Origin of the sequence: Streptomyces sp. NBC_00250, from assembly GCF_036192275.1 — a bacterium.
Lineage (GTDB): Bacteria > Actinomycetota > Actinomycetes > Streptomycetales > Streptomycetaceae > Streptomyces.
The window spans coordinates 2,485,743-2,504,528 of record NZ_CP108088.1; the positions used below are offsets into that span (position 1 = coordinate 2,485,743).

At 72.2% G+C, this 18,786-nt stretch carries 2 protein-coding genes; both read right to left on the bottom strand.

The genetic code is table 11. The features are described 5' to 3' along the window. Nucleotides 1-260 precede the first annotated feature (260 nt). On the bottom strand, nucleotides 261-10,565 hold the full coding sequence (locus OG259_RS11160; RefSeq protein ID WP_328942141.1) for a non-ribosomal peptide synthetase: 10,305 nt from the start codon (nucleotides 10,563-10,565) through the stop codon (nucleotides 261-263). Beyond that, nucleotides 10,562-18,769, bottom strand: a complete 8,208-nt coding sequence (locus tag OG259_RS11165) for a non-ribosomal peptide synthetase (RefSeq protein ID WP_328942142.1) — start codon at nucleotides 18,767-18,769, stop codon at nucleotides 10,562-10,564. The genes OG259_RS11160 and OG259_RS11165 overlap by 4 nt, the downstream gene beginning before the upstream one ends. Between the last annotated feature and the right edge of the window lie 17 nt (nucleotides 18,770-18,786).

Below are 18,786 nucleotides of genomic sequence, written 5' to 3' on the forward strand. Positions count from 1 at the left end.
GCCGGACCGCACCACTCACAAGGCCTGGCCGATCGTGCGGACATCCCACACGCTAGGCAGCGCGCAGGCCCGGATCCGGCTGCTCGGGCGGCAGTATGCGGGCAGTTCGGTGCGCGGCCGACCGACGGGGGACGCGCCGGGGGCGTCGCGCAGGGGCGCGGAGGGCCGGCGTCGGGCAGGCTGTGGCCCGTACGAAGCCGGACGCGCCGGGGCCCGTACGGCGGTGGTGCTGCCGTACGGGCCCCTGACCGTCCAGGTGTTCAGATACGGGCAGGTCGCAGCCTGCGGGCCAGGACCCGGCCGATCGCCCGCAGCGGCTCCGCCTCGGTCATCCGGGCGTGCTCGCAGTCGACGGCGAACTCCTCGACACGGCCGCTCACATACGGCGCCCAGGCCTCGGCGCCCGAGGAGGGAGCCGGAGTGCCGGTGGCGTCGAAGAACACCGCGTCCCCGCCGAAGCGGACGTCCGGCACGTACCGGTAGCGCATCCGCAGGTTGTCGAGGGTGGCCGCCACGACGGCCGCCGCCTGCGCGTGTTCGAGGGCGCCGAGCACCGGGTCCGACCGGCGCAGCGCCTCGGCGAGTTCACCGATGTCCGGCGCCGTGTCCGCACAGCGCACCGCGATCGTCTCACCGGCTGAGCCGAGCAGGGCGGTCAGCACGTGCCGGCCGTCGATCTCCGGCGCACGGAATCCGTCGGGCAGCGGATAGGAGTCGAGGAGCGCAAGCAGGGCGACCTCCTCCCCCGCCGCTTCGAGACGGGCCGCGACGGCGTGCGCGACCAGACCGCCGAAGGACCAGCCGAGCAGGTGGTACGGGCCCTGCGGCTGGATCCTGCGGATCTCGGCGAGGTAGTCGTCGGCCATCTCCTCGATGGCGGTCGGCGCGTCGTGCGGGCCGCCGAGCCTGCGCGCCTGCAGCGCGATGACCGGTCGGTCCTGGTCGAGGTGGGGCAGCAGACCGGCGTACCCCCAGCTCATCCCGGACACGGCGTGGACGCAGAACAGCGGCGGCTCACCGGAGTTCGTCTCCGTGACGGCCCGGATGGGCAGCACGGTATCGAGGGGGTCTTCGCCGCTGCCCGCCGCGATCTGCTCGGCGAGCAGGGCCGGGGTGGGACTCCGGAACAGATCGCTGATGGTGATGCGGGTGTCCCAGACGGCACGGATGCGGCTGATGAGCCGGGTGGCGCGGAGGGAGTGTCCGCCGCGGTGGAAGAAGTTGTCGTCGATGCCGACGGAGTCGAGGCCGAGGTTGTCGGCGAACAGCCCGCAGAGGATCTCTTCGGCGGGGTTACGGGGGGCTCGTCCGCCCTCCGAGCCGGTGGTGTCGTCGGGGGCGGGCAGGGCACGGCGGTCGAGCTTGCCGTTGACCGTACGGGGCAGGGCGTCGAGGACGACGAAGGCCGAGGGCACGAGGTGTTCGGGCAGCCGGGCGGCGACGTGCCGACGCAGCTCCTCCGGTGCCGCCTCACCGACCACGTACGCGACCAGACGCTTGTCGCCCGGCCGGTCCTCCCGCACGACGGCGGCGGCCTGCACCACCGAGGCGTGTGCCATCAGCGCGGACTCGATCTCGCCCGGCTCGATCCGGAAGCCGCGCAACTTGATCTGCTCGTCGCCACGGCCCAGATACTCCAGGGCGCCCTCCTTGTTCCAGCGGGCCAGGTCACCCGTGCGATACATCCGCGCACCGGCGGGCCCGTAGGGGTTCCCGACGAAACGGTCCGCCGTCAGCGCCGGCTGACCGATGTACCCGTGCGCGAGACCGTGCCCCGCCACGTACAACTCACCGGGAACACCCGGGGCCACCAGCTCCAGGTTCTCGTCCAGGACGTAGGCGTGCTTACCGGCGAGGGGACTGCCGACCGGGATGCTTGCCGCGCCCGCGAGACCCGGCTCGATCACGAACGCCGTCGTGAACCCCATGCTCTCCGCCGGCCCGTAACCGTTCAGGAGATGCAGCCGAGGATGGTCGGCCAGGGCCCTGGCCGTGTGCGTCGGGGACGCCGCTTCACCGGCGGTCATGGCCTCCTTGACGTGGGCGAAGGTCTCCGGGTGCTCGTCGAGCATGTGGTTGAAGAGGCTCGCGGACATCTGGAGCGTGGTGACCTGGTGCTGTTCCACCAGCTCGGCGATCAGCAGCGGGTCCGTGTGCTGACCGGGCTGGAGGACACACACACCGCCGTGCAGCAGCGGACCGAACACCTCAAGGGCGAACGCGTCCCACGACACCGGCGAGCACTGCAGGAAGGTCTGCTCCGGACCGAAGGCCAGATAGTCCGGACCGACGAACGTCGCCGCCAACGCCCGGTGCGAGGCCATGACCCCCTTCGGCAGACCCGTCGAACCCGACGTGAACATCACGCACGCGACGGATTCGGGTGATCCGCCGGTCTCCACGGCAGCCCCTGAGAGCCCGCTCACCTCGACGATCTCCGCCGTCAGATCGACGACCACCGCACCCGTGGACAGCGCCGGCAGAAGCGTCTGCGTGATCAGAGCAGTCGGGGACACCTGCCCAAGCACACCGTTCAGCCGCTCCACCGGGAACAGCGGGTCCAGCATCGTGTACCCCGCACCCGCCTTCAGTACGGCAAGCAACGCCGCCACCATCTGCGGCGAACGCTCCACATGCACACCCACCAGATCCCCGGGCCGCACACCCCGACCCGTCAGATGACGTGCCAGCCGGTTCGACCAGACATCCAACTCCCCGTAGGAGACGACCTGATCCTCGAAGACGAGGGCCGTCGCCTCGGGCGACCGCGCCGCCTGCCCCGCGAACAGACCGTCGAGACCGAGTTCCGGGCTGTCGGTCCGTGCGCCGGCCCACGCCGTGAGCTGATCCCGCTCGTCCTCCTGGAGGAGCGCCATCGTGCCGACCCGGGCGTCGGGTTCGGTCGCGGCGGACTCCAGGAGGAGCAGCATGCGGTCCAGCAGACGCTCGATCGTTTCGGGGCCGTAGAGGTCGGTGGCGTACTCGACGGTGATGTCGAGCCCGTCCGGACTCCCGTCGGCCGCACGCCGCTCACCGAAGGCGAACGTCAGGTCGAACTTCGCGATCCGCAACTCCGGAGCCACGAACTCCGCCCGCAGATCCCCGAGCCCAGGTGCGCCCACCGCCGTGTCACCCACGGTGAGCATCACCTGGAACAACGGATGCCGAGACGCCGACCGCTCCGGATTGAGCACCTCGACGAGCCGGTCGAACGGAAGGTCCTGATGAGCCCATGCGGCGAGATCCGATTCCCGCACCCGGCCCAACACCTCACGGAAGGTGGGATCACCACCCACATCCGTACGCAGAACCAACGTATTGACGAAAAAGCCCACGAGATCATCGAGAGCCTGATCCGTCCGCCCCGCGACCGGCGAACCGATCGGGACATCTGTACCGGCACCACACCGTGAGAGCACGGTGGCCACGGCGGCCTGGGCCACCATGAACAGGGTGGTTCCGGTCTCCCGCGCCAGCCCGGTCAGGGCAGCGTGCGTGTGTGCGGGGGCGGTCACCTCGTGGGTGGCCCCGCGATAGGAGGCGACGGCCGGCCGGGGCCGGTCCGCAGGGAGGGTCGCCTCCTCGGGCAGATCGGCCAACTGCTGTCGCCAGAAGGCGACTTGGCGCTCCTCATCGATGGCGAGGAGACTCCGCTGCCACAGGGTGTAGTCGGCGTACTGGACCGGGAGCGGCGCCCAGTCGGGGGCGGCGCCCGCGCCGCGGGCCGTGTACGCCGTGGCGAGGTCCCGCAGGAGCGGGCCGTTCGACCAGCCGTCGGAGGCGATGTGGTGCATCACCACCAGAAGCACGTGCTTCCCGGGGGACAGCTCCAGCAGGTCCGCGCGGATGGGCAGGTCCGTGGAGAGGTCGAACGTGGTGCCGGACAGTCCGGCCAGCACCTGGGGCAGCGACTCCTCCGTCACCGGGGTCACCGGGAGCGCGAGGTCGGTCGCCGCGAGGGAGCGGATCGCCTGGTGCGGCGAGCCACCCTCCGAGGGGAAGGAGGTCCGAAGGGATTCGTGGCGCACGACGACGTCGACGAGCGCGAGACGCAGGGCCTCCACGTCGATGCGGCCGGTGAGCCGTACGGCCAGGGGAATGTTGTACGTGGGAGAGGGACCCTCCATCTGGTCGAGGAACCACAGGCGTTGCTGGGCGGAGGAGAGCGGGAGCCGCTCGGGCCGCTCCCCTGCCACCAGCGCGGGGCGCTCTTCCTCGCCGCCGTCGCTCACCGCGATCAGCTCGGCGAGCCGCGCCACGGTGGGGTGCTGGAAGATCTCCCGCACTCCGAGCCTCACGCCGAAGGCTTCGCGGATCCTGGAGGTGAGTTTGGTGGCGCGGAGGGAGTGTCCGCCGCGGTGGAAGAAGTTGTCGTCGATGCCGACGGAGTCGAGGCCGAGGTTGTCTGCGAACAGACCGCAGAGGATCTCCTCGGCCGGATTGCGCGGAGCCCGTCCGCCCTCGGAGGCGGAGGCGTCGTCGGGGGCGGGCAGGGCACGGCGGTCGAGCTTGCCGTTGACCGTACGGGGCAGGGCGTCGAGGACGACGAAGGCCGAGGGCACGAGGTGTTCGGGCAGCCGGGCGGCGACGTGCCGACGCAGCTCCTCCGGTGCCGCTTCCCCGACCACGTACGCGACCAGACGCTTGTCGCCCGGCCGGTCCTCCCGTACGACCGCGGCAGTCTGGACCACCGAGCCGTGCGCCATCAACGCCGCTTCGATCTCCCCGGGTTCGATGCGGAAACCGCGCAGCTTGATCTGCTCATCGCCACGGCCCAGATACTCCAGGGCACCCTGCTTGTTCCAGCGGGCCAGGTCACCGGTCCGGTACATCCGCGCGCCGGAAGGACCGTACGGATTCGCGACGAAACGGTCCGCCGTCAGCGCCGGCTGACCGATGTACCCGTGGGCGAGACCGTGCCCCGCGACGTACAACTCCCCCGGCACACCCGGAGCCACCGGCTCCAGATTCGCGTCCAGAACGTACGCGTGCTTGCCCGCCAGCGGACCACCCACCGGAATGCTCGCCGCACCGGCGGCCACCCCCGGGTCGATCACGAACGCCGTCGTGAACCCCATGCTCTCCGCCGGCCCGTAACCGTTCAGGAGATGCAGCTGCGGATGGTCGGTGAGGGCTCGGGTGACGTGTGCCGGTGAGGCGGCCTCGCCCGCCGTCATGGCCTCGCGGATTCCCCTGAAGACCGCCGGGTGCTCGTCGAGCATGTGGTTGAAGAGGCTCGCGGACATCTGGAGCGTGGTGACCTGGTGCTGTTCCACCAGCTCGGCGATCAGCAGCGGGTCCGTGTGCTGACCGGGCTGGAGGACACACACACCGCCGTGCAGCAGCGGACCGAACACCTCAAGGGCGAACGCGTCCCACGACACCGGCGAGCACTGCAGGAAGGTCTGCTCCGGACCGAAGGCCAGATAGTCCGGACCGACGAACGTCGCCGCCAACGCCCGGTGCGAGGCCATGACCCCCTTCGGCAGACCCGTCGAACCCGACGTGAACATCACGCACGCCACCGATTCCGGCGACCCGCCCGTCTCCACCGCCGCGCCCGACAGCCCGCTCACCTCGACGATCTCCGCCGTCAGATCGACGACCACCGCACCCGTGGACAGCGCCGGCAGATGCGTCTGCGTGATCAACGCGGCCGGGGCCACCTGCCCAAGCACACCGTTCAGCCGCTCCACCGGGAACAGCGGGTCCAGCATCGTGTACCCCGCACCCGCCTTCAGTACGGCAAGCAACGCCGCCACCATCTGCGGCGAACGCTCCACATGCACACCCACCAGATCCCCCGGCCGCACACCCCTACCCGTCAGATGACGCGCCAGCCGGTTCGACCAGACATCCAACTCCCCGTACGACACCACCTGATCCTCGAAGACGAGGGCCGTCGCCTCGGGCGACCGCGCCGCCTGCCCCGCGAACAGACCGTCGAGGCCCAGACGGGGCGCGTCGGTGGCCGGCCCCGACCACTCGGTCAGGTGCCGGTCCTCCTCCTCGCTGAGCAGCGCCAGCCGGGAGATCGGCCGGTCGGGGTCGGACACCGCGTCCGTCAGGAGGCGGGTGAGGCGGTGCGCGACGGCCTCGGCCGTGGAGTGCTCGTAGAGGTCGGTGGCGTACTCGACGGTGATGTCGAGCCCGTCCGGACTCCCGTCGGCCGCACGCCGCTCACCGAAGGCGAACGTCAGGTCGAACTTCGCGATCCGCAACTCCGGAGCCACGAACTCCGCCCGCAGATCCCCGAGCCCAGGTGCGCCCACCGCCGTGTCACCCACGGTGAGCATCACCTGGAACAACGGATGCCGAGACGCCGACCGCTCCGGATTGAGCACCTCGACGAGCCGGTCGAACGGAAGGTCCTGATGAGCCCATGCGGCGAGATCCGATTCCCGCACCCGGCCCAACACCTCACGGAAGGTGGGATCACCACCCACATCCGTACGCAGAACCAACGTATTGACGAAAAAGCCCACGAGATCATCGAGAGCCTGATCCGTCCGCCCCGCGACCGGCGAACCGATCGGGACATCTGTACCGGCACCACACCGTGAGAGCACGGTGGCCACGGCGGCCTGGGCCACCATGAAGGCGGTGGTGCAGGTTTCGCGTGCGAGCCCGGTGAGTGCCCGGTGGACCGGGGCGGGGCAGGACACGGTGAGGGTGGCGCCCTGGTAGGAGGCGACGGCGGGCCGGGGCCGGTCCGCCGGCAGTGTGGCCTCCTCGGGGAGGTCCGCCAACGCATGACGCCAGTGGTCGAGTTGGGGAAGCTGTTCCGCGCCGAGGAGGTCTCGCTGCCACAGCGTGTAGTCGGCGTACTGGACCGGGAGCGGCGCCCAGTCCGGCGCGGCGCCCGCACCGCGGGCCTCGTAGGCGCGGCCGAGGTCGGCGAAGAAGGGGGCGTTCGACCAGCCGTCGGAGGCGATGTGGTGGGTGACGACCATGAGGACGTGTTCCTCGGTCGCCAGCTCGAACAGGGCCGCGCGGATCGGCAGTTCGGTGGTGAGGTCGAAGACCTGGGCGCTCTCCTCGGCGAGCAGTCCGGGGAGGTCTTCCTCGGTGGCCTGCGCCGTCGTCAGAGGTACCTCGATCCCGTCGGCGGCGAGGATGTGCTGGTGGGCCTCGCCGTCGGCGGTCCGGAAGACCGTCCGCAGGGATTCGTGGCGTACGACGACGTCGGCGAGGGCGAGGCGCAGCGCCTCCGTGTCGAGGGTGCCGGTGAGCCGTACGGCCAGCGGGATGTTGTAGGTCGCCGAGGGGCCTTCCATCTGGTCGAGGAACCACAGGCGCTGCTGCGCGGACGACAGCGGCACCCGCTCGGGCCGCTCCTGGACGGTCAGCGCGGGGCGGGCGGGCTCGCCGCTGCCCGCCGCGACGAGTTCGGCGAGCTGGGCCACGGTCGGGTGCTGGAAGATGTCGCGCACGGTGATCCGCGTACCGAGAGCGGCACGGATGCGGCTGACCAGCCGCGTGGCGAGCAGGGAGTGGCCGCCGAGCCGCAGGAAGTGGTCGTCGACGGTGACGGAGGCGCGGCCGAGGACGTCGGCGAACAGGCCGCACAGCACCTCCTCGACGGGAGTGCGCGGGGCGCGGCCGTCGCTCTCGCCGCTCAGCACGGGCTGCGGCAGGGCGCGACGGTCGAGCTTGCCGTTGCCGGTCAGCGGCAGGGCGTCGAGGACGACGAACGCGGACGGCACCATGTACTCGGGCAGGGCGTCGACGGCGTGACCGCGCAGGGCGCCGGTGTCGACCGCTTCGCCTCCGTCGCCGACGACGTAGGCGACGAGTCGCTTGTCCCCCGGCCGGTCCTCGCGGACGATCACCGCGGCCTGCGCCACCGTGGCGTGGGCCACGAGCGCCGACTCGATCTCGCCCGGCTCGATGCGGAACCCGCGCAGCTTCACCTGCTGGTCCGCCCGCCCCAGGTACTCGATCTCGCCCTCCCGCGACCAGCGCACGAGGTCACCGGTCCGGTACATCCGGGATCCGGCGGCGGAGCCGTACGGGTCGGCGACGAACCGTTCGGCGGTCTGCGCCGGGCGGCCCAGATAGCCGCGGGCGAGGCCGGCGCCCGCGATGTACAGCTCGCCGGGGACTCCGGGCGCGACCAGGCCGAGGTGGTCGTCGAGGACGTACAGCCGGGTGTTGTCGAGGGGGCGGCCGATGGGCAGCGCGCCGTCGTGGGCGAACGGCCGGCGGACCGGGTGCGAGGTCGCGAACGTCGTGGTCTCCGTCGGACCGTAGCCGTTGACCACGGTCAGGTCCGGGCAGGCCTCCATCACCCGGCGTACGGCCTCCGGCGGCACCACGTCACCGCCCGTCCACACCTCTCCGAGGCCCGCGAAGGCGGCCGGGTCCTCCTCCGCCACCAGCCGGAACAGACCCGCGGTCAGCCACAGGCCGGTGATCGACTCCTCGGCGAGGACGGTCGCCATCGCCGCCGTGTCGAGGACGCCGGGCGGGGCGACCGCCACGGTGCCGCCCGTCAGCCACGGCACCCACAGTTCGTAGGTCGTGGCGTCGAAGGTGTGCGGGGAGTGGAAGAGCACGCGCGCGTGGGCGGGCCGGGTCCAGCGCCGGTCCAGGGCGAGTTCGGCGACGTTGCGGTGGGTGATGGCGACGCCCTTCGGCACCCCCGTCGAGCCCGAGGTGAACATCACGTAGAGCCACTGGTCGGGGTGAGTGGTGACCTCGGGGGCGGTCTCCGGGTGGGCGGCGAGCGCCGGGTCCCGGTCGAGGCCGTCGACCAGCACCGTCCGCACGCCGGTCGTCTCGGTGAGGATCTCGTGGTCGGCGAGCGTCGGGTCGACGAGCAGCAGGGGCGCGGCCGTGTCGGCGAGGATGCGGGCGAGCCGGGAGGCCGGGTCGACGGAGTTGAGCGGGGCGTACACACCACCGGCCTTGGTGATGGCGAGGAGGGACAGGACCAGGTCGACCGAGCGTTCCATCAGGACGGCGACGACGGTCTCGGGCCCGACCCCGAGCGAGGCGAGGTGGTGCGCGAACCGGTTGGAGAGTGCGTCGACCTCGGCGTACGTGTAGCCGCGGCCGGCCTGGGTGAGGGCCACCGCGTCCGGGGTGCGTGCGGTCTGCTCGGCGAAGAGGGCGGCGAGCGAGGCGTCCGGTACGGGGGTGGCGCGGCCGGTCCGGGTGTCCAGGAGCAGGGTGCGCTCGGCCTCGTCGAGCAGGTCGAGTCCGGACAGCGGTGTGTCGGGGTGGGCGACGGCCTCGGTGAGCAGCCGGCCGAGCCGGGCGAGCAGGGCTTCGACGGTCTCGGGGTCGTACAGGTCGGTGGCGTACTCGGCGGTGATGTCGAGACCACCGGGGCGGCCTTCGTCGGTGAGGTGCTCGTCGAATCCGACGGTGAGGTCGAACTTGGCGGTGCTGGTGGGCGAGTACTCGGCGCGCGTCACGAGGCCGGGGAAGTCGGCGCCGGCGGACGAGGTACCCGATTCCGCTCCCGCCTGCACCAGGGTCAGCATCACCTGGAAGAGGGGGTGCCGGTCGCCGGTGCGCTCGGGGTTGAGGGCCTCGACGAGCCGGTCGAAGGGCAGGTCCTGGTGCGCCCAGGCGGCCAGGTCGGTGGCCCGTACGCGCTCCAGGAGCTCCCGGAAGGTCGGGTCGCCGCTCACGTCGGTGCGCAGTACGAGGGTGTTCACGAAGAAGCCCACGAGGTCGTCGAGTGCCTCGTCGGTGCGGCCCGCGACCGGGGAGCCGACGGGGACGTCGCTCCCGGCGCCGGAGGCGGCCAGCACGGTCGCGAGCGCCGCCTGCGCCGCCATGAAGAGGGTGGCGCCGCTCCCCCGGGCCAGCTCGACGAGCGCCGCGTGGGTCGCGGGCGGGCAGTGGAGGGTGCGGGTGTCGCCGCGGTAGGAGGCGACGGCGGGGCGCGGCCGGTCGGTCGGCAGGGTGGCCTCGGCGGGAAGTCCGGCCAGCCGCTCGCGCCAGTAGCCGATCTGCCGGGCCATGACGCTGTCCTCGGCGTCCGCCTCGCCCAGCAGTTCGTGCTGCCAGAGGGTGTAGTCGGCGTACTGGATCTCCAGGGGGTCCTGCTCGGGGGCGCGGCCGGCGGTGCGGGCACGGTAGGCGTGGGCGAGGTCGCGCAGCAGCGGGGCGATGGACCAGCCGTCGGAGGCGATGTGGTGCATGACGACGAGCAGGACGTGCTCGTCGTCGGCGGCGTCCGCCTGCCCGTCCTCCTTCGCGAGGCGGATCAGGCGCGCCTCCACCGGCAGGTCGGCGGCCAGGTCGAAGACATGGGCCGACTCGGCCGCGAGGACCCCCGGGAGGGTCTCCTCGGTGGCCGTGAGGACGGGCAGGTCGGGCCGTACGTCCGCGGCCTCGCGTATCTCCTGGTAGGGGGTGCCGTCGCGCTCCGGGTAGACGGTGCGCAGGCTCTCGTGCCGGGTGACGACGTCACCGAGGGCCAGGGTCAGTGCCTCGGTGTCGAGGGTGCCGGTGAGGCGGAGGGCCAGCGGGATGTTGTAGGTCGCCGACGGGCCCTCCAGCTGGGCGAGGAACCACAGGCGCTGCTGGGCGTATGACAGGGGAATCACTGGGAGGCTCCCATCCGGCGCATCGGCCGCAGCTTGGGTCGCGCGGTCTCGGCGCGGTCGAGTCGCTCGGCCAGGGCGGCCACGTTCGGGTTCTCGAAGAGGGCGGGGACGGGGAGTTCCGCCCCGAGGGCGGTGCGGATCCGGCTGATCAACCGGGTGGCGAGCAGCGAGTGCCCGCCGAGGCGGAAGAAGTCGTCGTCGATGGTGACGGCGGGGACGCCGAGAACGTCGGCGAACAGCCCGCACAGGACTTCCTCGCGCGGGTTGCGCGGCTGCCGGCCGGTGCTGACGGTCGCGGCGGGCGGTGCGGGCAGGGCGCGGCGGTCGAGTTTGCCGTTGGAGGTCAGCGGCAGGGCGTCCAGGACCAGGAAGGCGGACGGGACCATGTAGTCGGGCAGGAGCCCGTCGGCGTGGGTGCGGAGCAGGTCGGGGTCCGGTGCGGGGGCGGTACCGGCGTGTCCGACGAGGTAGGCGACGAGGCGCTTGTCGCCGGGCCGGTCCTCGCGGACGATCACGGCGGCCTGCGCCACGGAGTCGTGGGCGGCCAGGGCGGACTCGATCTCCCCGGGTTCGATGCGGAACCCGCGCAGCTTCACCTGCTGGTCCGCCCGCCCCAGGTACTCGATCTCGCCCTCCGGCGACCAGCGGACGAGGTCCCCGGTCCGGTACATCCGTGAACCCGGCGGCCCGTACGGGTCGGCGACGAACCGCTCGGCGGTGAGCGCCGGCCGGTCGAGGTAGCCCTGGGCGAGTCCGGTACCGGCGATGTACAGCTCGCCCTGGACGCCGGCGGGCAGCAGGCCGAGGTGTTCGTCGAGGACGTACAGGCGGGTGTTGTCGAGGGGGCGGCCGATGGGCAGCGCTCCCGTGTAGTCGAAGGGCCGGTGGAGGGGGTGGGACGTCGCGAACGTCGTCGTCTCCGTCGGACCGTAGACGTTGAACACGGTCAGGTCCGGGCAGGCCTCCATCACTCGGCGTACCGCGTTCGGCGGCACCACGTCCCCGCCCGTCCACACCTCCCCGAGCCCCGCGAACGCCCCCGGATCCTCTTCCGCGACCAGCTGGAACAGGCCCACCGTCAGGAACATTCCGGTGACCGATTCCTTCGCGAGGACCGCGGCGAGCGCCGCCGTGTCGAGCAGGCCCGGCGGGGCGACGACGACCGTGCCGCCGGACAGCAGGGGTGTCCACAGCTCGTACGTCGTCGCGTCGAAGGCGAGCGGCGAGTGCAGCAGGACGCGGCGGTGGGCGTCGCCGGTGAACCGGGTCTCGGCGGCCAGTTCGGCGATGTTGCGATGGGTGACGGCGACGCCCTTGGGCACACCGGTCGATCCGGAGGTGAACATCGCGTAGGCGAGCTGCTCGGGGTGGACGTCGACCTCGGGATCGGTGTCGGGCATGTCCGCCGAGGACTGGTGGATCGTCATCGCCCGTGCGCCCGGCGGGAGTTCGATGTCCGATGAGTCGCGGTCGGTGACGAACAGGGACCCGCCGGACATCCGCACGATGAGCTCGATGCGGTCCGCCGGATAGCGGGTGTCCAGCGGTATGTACACCGCGCCCGCCTTCACCACGGCGAGGATCGCCACGACGGCTTCCAGGGAACGTTCGAGGAAGAGGACGACCCGCGAGCCGGGTCGCACCCCCTCGGCGATCAGCCGGTGGGCCAACCGGTTGGCGCGCCGGTCGAGTTCCGCGTACGTCAGCCGCTCCCCGCCCAGAGTGACGGCGACGGCCTCGGGGGTGCGGGCGACCTGCACGGCGAACAGCTGCGGCAGCGAGGCGGCCGGGCGGGAGTGCGGGGTGCCGTGCCAGGTGTCGAGGAGCCGCGTCCGCTCGTCGGCGGCCAGGACGTCGAGGTCTCCGATCGGTACGTCGGGGGCGCCTGCCGCCGCTTCGAGGAGCCGGACCAGACGGGCGGTGACGGCCGAGACACTGGCCGCCTCGTAGAGGTCGGTGGCGTACTCGACGGTGACGCCGAGGCCGGCCGGGCCGCCGTCGGCCGCCCGGTGCTCGTGGAAGGTGAACGTGAGGTCGAACTTGGCGATGTCGAGGGCGGTGAACTCCGACTCGGCTCGCAGGCCCGGGAGTCGCGGCACGGGACCGGCCGCGTCGGTGACCGACAGCATGACCTGGAAGAGGGGGTGACGGGCGGCGGAGCGCTCGGGGTTGAGGGTCTCCACGAGCCGGTCGAAGGGAACGTCCTGGTGCGCCCAGGCAGCCAGGTCGGTGGCCCGCACCCGCTCCAGGAGTTCCCGGAAGGTCGGGTTGCCGCTGACGTCGGTGCGCAGCACCAGCGTGTTCACGAAGAAGCCGACCAGGTCTTCGACGGCCTCGTCGGTCCGTCCGGCGACCGGTGAGCCGAGCGGGATGTCGGCTCCGGCGCCGGAGCGCGACAGGAGGACCGCGGTGGCCGCCTGCGCCACCATGAAGAGGGTCGTGCCGTTCTCGCGGGCCAGTCGGGTGAGCGCGGTGTGCAGGTCCGCGGGGCACTGGACGGTGAGGGAGGCGCCGCGGTACGAGGCGGTGGCCGGGCGCGCCCGGTCGGCGGGCAGCGTCGCCTCCTCCGGGAGCCGGTCGAGCGCCTCGCGCCAGTGGTCGAGCTGCCGCTCCTCGTCGGCGGCGAGCAGCGCCTGCTGCCAGAGGGCGTAGTCGGCGTACTGGACGGGCAGCGGCGCCCAGTCGGGTGCCGCGCCCTCGACGCGGGCCGTGTAGGCGGCGCCGAGGTCCCGCATGAGCGGCGTGTTGGACCAGCCGTCGGAGGCGATGTGGTGGGTCACGAGGAGCAGGACGTGCTCGTCGTCCGCGAGCCGCACCAGGTCGGCGCGGACGGGCAGTTCGCGGGCCAGGTCGAAGGTCGTGGCGGACAGGTCGCGCAGCACCGCGGGCAGCGCCTCGCCCGTCGCCGGGATGACCGGCAGGTCTAGCCGTACCTCGGCGGCCGGCACGACGACCTGGTGGGGTGTGCCCTGCTCGGCGGGGAAGACGGTGCGCAGCGCCTCGTGCCGCCCGACGACGTCGGTCAGGGCCAGCCGCAGCGCGTCGGCGTCGAGGGTGCCGGTGAGGCGTACGGCGAGGGGGATGTTGTACGTCGCCGAGGCACCCTCCAGCTGGTCGAGGAACCAGAGCCTCCGCTGGGCGGCGGACAGCGGCACCCGCTCGGGCCGTACGCCCGCCGCCAGGGCCGGGCGTCGGCCCTGACCGTCGGCACCGGCATCGACGTCGGCGAGGAACTCCGCGAGTCCGGCGACGGTGGGGCAGCGGAAGAGGTCCCGTACGGACACCTGTGCACCGAGTGTGTGCCGGATGCGGCTGACCAGCCGCGTACCGAGCAGGGAGTGTCCGCCGAGGCGGAAGAAGTCGTCGTCGATGGAGACCGCGGGCAGTCCGAGGGCGTCGGCGAACAGCCCGCACAGCACCTCCTCGACGGGGGTACGACCCTGCCGGCCGCCGGGTCCGGTGCCGAGCCGGGGTGCGGGCAGGGCGCGGCGGTCGAGCTTGCCGTTGGCGGTCAGCGGGAGGACGTCGAGTTCGACGAACGCGGAGGGGACCATGTATTCGGCGAGCCGCTGCGCGCAGTGCCGACGGAGACCGTCGGTGTCGATGCGGGTCCCGGGCGCGGGGACGACGTAGGCGACGAGTCGCTTGTCGCCGGGCCGGTCCTCGCGGACGATCACGGCGGCCCGCGCCACGGAGTCATGGGCGAGAAGCGCGGTCTCGATCTCGCCGAGTTCGATGCGGAAACCGCGGAGCTTCACCTGCTGGTCGGCACGCCCCTCGAAGACGATCTCGCCGAACTCGTTCCACCGGGCCAGGTCCCCGGTCCGGTACATCCGCTCCCCGGCGGGACCGAAGGGATCCGCGACGAACCGCTCGGCACTGAGCGCGGACCGGCCCACGTACCCCCGGGCCAGATGACTGCCGGCGACGTACAACTCCCCCACCACCCCGGGAACCACCGGCCTCAGACCCCCGTCGAGCACGTACATCCGGGTGTTGGCCATCGGCACACCCAGATGCAGCCGCTCCACCGTCCGCTCACCCGGCCCGAACGCCTGGAAACTGCAGAACACCGTCGACTCCGTCGGCCCGTACGCATGCACCACCGACGTACCCGGGCAGGACTCAAGCACCCGCCGCAGCGCCGGCGCCGACAGCACGTCACCGCCCGTCCAGATCTCCTCCAGATCCGACAGCGACTCCACGGCCTCCGACGCCATCGCGTCGAAGAGGGCCGTCGTGAAGTACACCGCGGTGATCTCCTGCTCGACGATCGCCCGCGCCAGCTCGCCGATGTCGACCTTCGGCGCCCGCAGCACCACCGCCGTGCCGCCGCTCAGCAGCGGCACCCACAGCTCGTACGTCGACGAGTCGAACGCGAGAGGCGAGTACGCAAGGACCCGGCGGTGCCGCTCCCCCGACCCCCACCAGGGATCCAGCGCCAACTCCACGACGTTCCGGTGGGTGTTCGCCACACCCTTAGGCACACCGCTCGAACCCGAGGTGTACATCACGTACGCCAACTGATCGGGGTGGGTCACCCGTTCGGGCGTCGCTGCGACGTCCTCGTCGAGGAGCGCCCGCACGTCAGGGGCCGGCAGCGTGTCCACCTCCCGCGCGAACCCCACGTCCCGGGACGGACGATCGGTGACGAGAAGAGGCGCGCCCGTGTCGGCGAGGATGAACGCGAGGCGCTCCTCCGGCTGGCGCGGGTCGAGCGGCACGTACGCGCCGCCCGCCTTGAGGACGGCGAGGACCGCGACCACGAACTCCGGCGACCGGTCGAGGAAGAGACCGACGGCCGCACCCGGCCGGACACCGCGCTCGGCCAGGCGGACGGCGAACGCGTCCGAGGCGCGGTCGAGTTCGCGGTACGTCACCTCCCGCTGCCCGCACACCAGCGCCACGGCGTCCGGGGTCCGTGCGGCCTGGGCGGTGAACAGCTCGTGCAGCGCACCCTCGGGGAGCCGTACGGCGGTGTCGTTGTAGTCGGCGAGCAGGGCGTGGCGCTGCGCCGTGGAGAGCAGTTCGATGTCGGCGATCTTGACGTCCGGGTCGGCGATCACGGCGTCCAGGACCCGCGCGAGCCGTTCGCCGGCCGCCTCGACGGTGTCGGGGTCGTACAGGTCGGTGGCGTACTCCAGGACGATGTCCAGGCCGTTGGGGTGGCCGACCCGGTCGCGGTGCTCGTAGAAGTTGACGGTGAGGTCGAACTTGGCGATGCCCGCGCTCAGTTGCCGGGTCTCGGTGCGCACGCCCGGCAGCCGCGGCGCGGCCTCGGCGGCCTCGGCCAGGGTGAGCATGACCTGGAAGAGGGGGTGACGGGCGGCGGAGCGCTCGGGGTTGAGGGTCTCGACGAGCCGGTCGAAGGGCAGGTCCTGATGGGCCCAGGCGGCCAGGTCGGTCTCCCGGACCCGGTCGAGGAGTTCCCGGAACGTCGGGTCGCCCGAGGCGTCGGTGCGCAGCACGAGGGTGTTGACGAAGAACCCGACGAGGTCCTCCACCGCCTCGTCGGTGCGCCCGGCGACGAGTGAGCCGAGGGGGATGTCGGTGCCCGCCCCGGAGCGGGACAGCAGGGCCGTGGTGGCCGCCTGCGCGACCATGAACAGGGTCACGCCGTGTTCCCTGGCCAGGGTGCTGAGCGCCTGGTGGGTCTCGGCCGGGCAGTGCACGGTGTGGGTGGCGCCGCGGTAGGAGGCCACGACGGGGCGGGGCCGGACGGTGGGCAGCGTGACCTCGGTGGGCAGCTGGGCGAGCGCCTCGCGCCAGTGGGCGAGCTGGCTCTCCTCCTGGTCGGCGAGCAGGTCCCGCTGCCACAGGGCGTAGTCGGCGTACTGGGCCGGCAGCGGCTCCCAGTCGGGCGCCGCGCCCTGGGTGCGGGCCGTGTAGGCGGCGCCGAGGTCCCGCATGAGGGGCGTGTTCGACCAGCCGTCGGAGGCGATGTGGTGGACGACGAGTACGAGCACGCTCCGGGTCGGCGTGAGTTCCAGGAGCACGACGTGCAGGGGGAGTTCGGCGGCCAGGTCGAAGAGGTGGGCGGTCTCCTCCGCGAGCCGGGCGGGCAGCTCGTCCTCGGTGACGGCGGCGACGGTGAGCGGCACGGTCACCTCGTCGGGGTCGGCGATGTGCTGGTGCGGTTCGCCCTCGTGCACCGGGTAGCTGGTGCGGAGGACCTCGTGGCGGGCGATCACGTCCCCGAGTGCCTGCCGCAGGGCCTCCTGGTCGACGGTGCCGGTGAGGTGTACGGCGAGGGGGATGTTGTAGGTGGCGGACGGGCCCTCCATCTGGTCGAGGAACCAGAGTCGGCGCTGGGCGGCCGAGAGCGGGAGGTCGTCGTCGGGCCGGCCGGTGACGGTGAGCACGGGGCGCGGGGCCTGATCGGTGCCGGAGGCGATCCGCCGGGCGAGCCCGGCGACGGTCGGGCTCTGGAAGAAGTCGGGCAGGGAGAGGCCGGTGGCCAGGGCGGTGCGGATGCGGCCGACGAGGCGGGTGGCGAGCAGGGAGTGTCCGCCGAGGAGGAAGAAGTCGTCGTCGATGGAGACGGCGGGCACCCCGAGGGCGTCGGCGAACAGTCCGCACAGCACTTCTTCGGCGGGCGTACGGGGTGCCCTTCCGCCGGAGCCGCCGAGGGCCGGTGCGGGCAGGGCGCGCCGGTCGAGCTTGCCGTTGGCGGTCAGCGGGAGTTCGGCGAGTTCGACGAAGGCGGAGGGGACCAGGTATTCGGCGAGGCGGGCGACGGTGTGGCCGTGGAGGGCGTGGGTGTCGACGCGTCGGTCCGAGGCGGGGACGACGTAGGCGACGAGTCGCTTGTCGCCGGGCCGGTCCTCGCGGACGATCACGGCGGCCTGCGCCACGGAGGCGTGCTCCACCAGTACCGTCTCGATCTCGCCGAGTTCGATGCGGAAACCGCGGAGCTTCACCTGCTGGTCGGCGCGCCCCTCGAAGACGATCTCGTCGAACTCGTTCCACCGGGCCAGGTCCCCGGTCCGGTACATCCGCTCCCCTGCGGGACCGAAGGGATCCGCGACGAACCGCTCGGCACTGAGCGCGGACCGGCCCACATACCCCCGGGCCAGATGACTGCCGGCGACGTACAACTCCCCCACCACCCCGGGAACCACCGGCCTCAGACCCCCGTCGAGCACGTACATCCGGGTGTTGGCCATCGGCACACCCAGATGCAGCCGCTCCACCGTCCGCTCACCCGGCCCGAACGCCTGGAAACTGCAGAACACCGTCGACTCCGTCGGCCCGTACGCATGCACCACCGACGTACCCGGGCAGGCGTCGAGGACCCGCCGCAGCGCCACCGGTGACAGGACGTCACCGCCCGTCCAGATCTCCGAGAGTCCGGCGAGCGACTCGACCGCCTCCGACGCCATCGCGTCGAAGAGGGCCGTCGTGAAGTACACCGCGGTGATCTCCTGCTCGACGAGGGCCTCGCCCAGCTCGGCGATGTCGATCTTGGGGGTGGTCAGGACGACCGCGGTCCCGCCGCTCAGCAGCGGCACGAACAGCTCGTAGGTGGAGGAGTCGAAGGCCGGCGGCGAGTACGCGAGCACCCGGCGGTGCCGCTCCCCCGACCCCGACCCCCACCACGGATCGAGCGCCAGCTCGACCACGTTCCGGTGGGTGTTCGCCACACCCTTCGGCGTACCGCTCGAACCCGAGGTGTACATCACGTACGCCAACTGGTCCGGATGGACGGCCACATCGAGCGCGGCCACCTCGTCCCGCTCCGGAACCGTCACGTCGTCCGTCAGCCGCAGCACGGGCAGGTCGCCGGCGAAGGCCACCTCCCGCTCGTCGCGGTCGGTGAGCAGGAGTACGGCTCCGGTGTCGGCGAGGATGAACGCCCGGCGCTCCTCCGGCTGGCGCGGGTCGAGCGGCACGTACGCGCCGCCCGCCTTGAGGACGGCGAGGACAGCGACGACGTAGGCGAGGGAGCGGTCCTGGAAGAGGCCGACGCCGTCGCCGGGCCGTACGCCCCGGTCCCGCAGCCGGTGGGCCAGGGCCGTGGCGGCCGAGTCCAGCGCGCGGTAGCTGAGTTCGCGATCCCCGCACACCAGCGCCACGGCGTCCGGCGTCCGTGCGGCCTGGGCGGCGAACAACTCGTGCAGGGCGCCCTCGGGGAGCCGCACGGCGGTGCTGTTGTACGCGTCGATGTCGACGGCGGGAGCCTGGACGGAGTGCTGGTGAGACATCTTCTCGACACCATTCT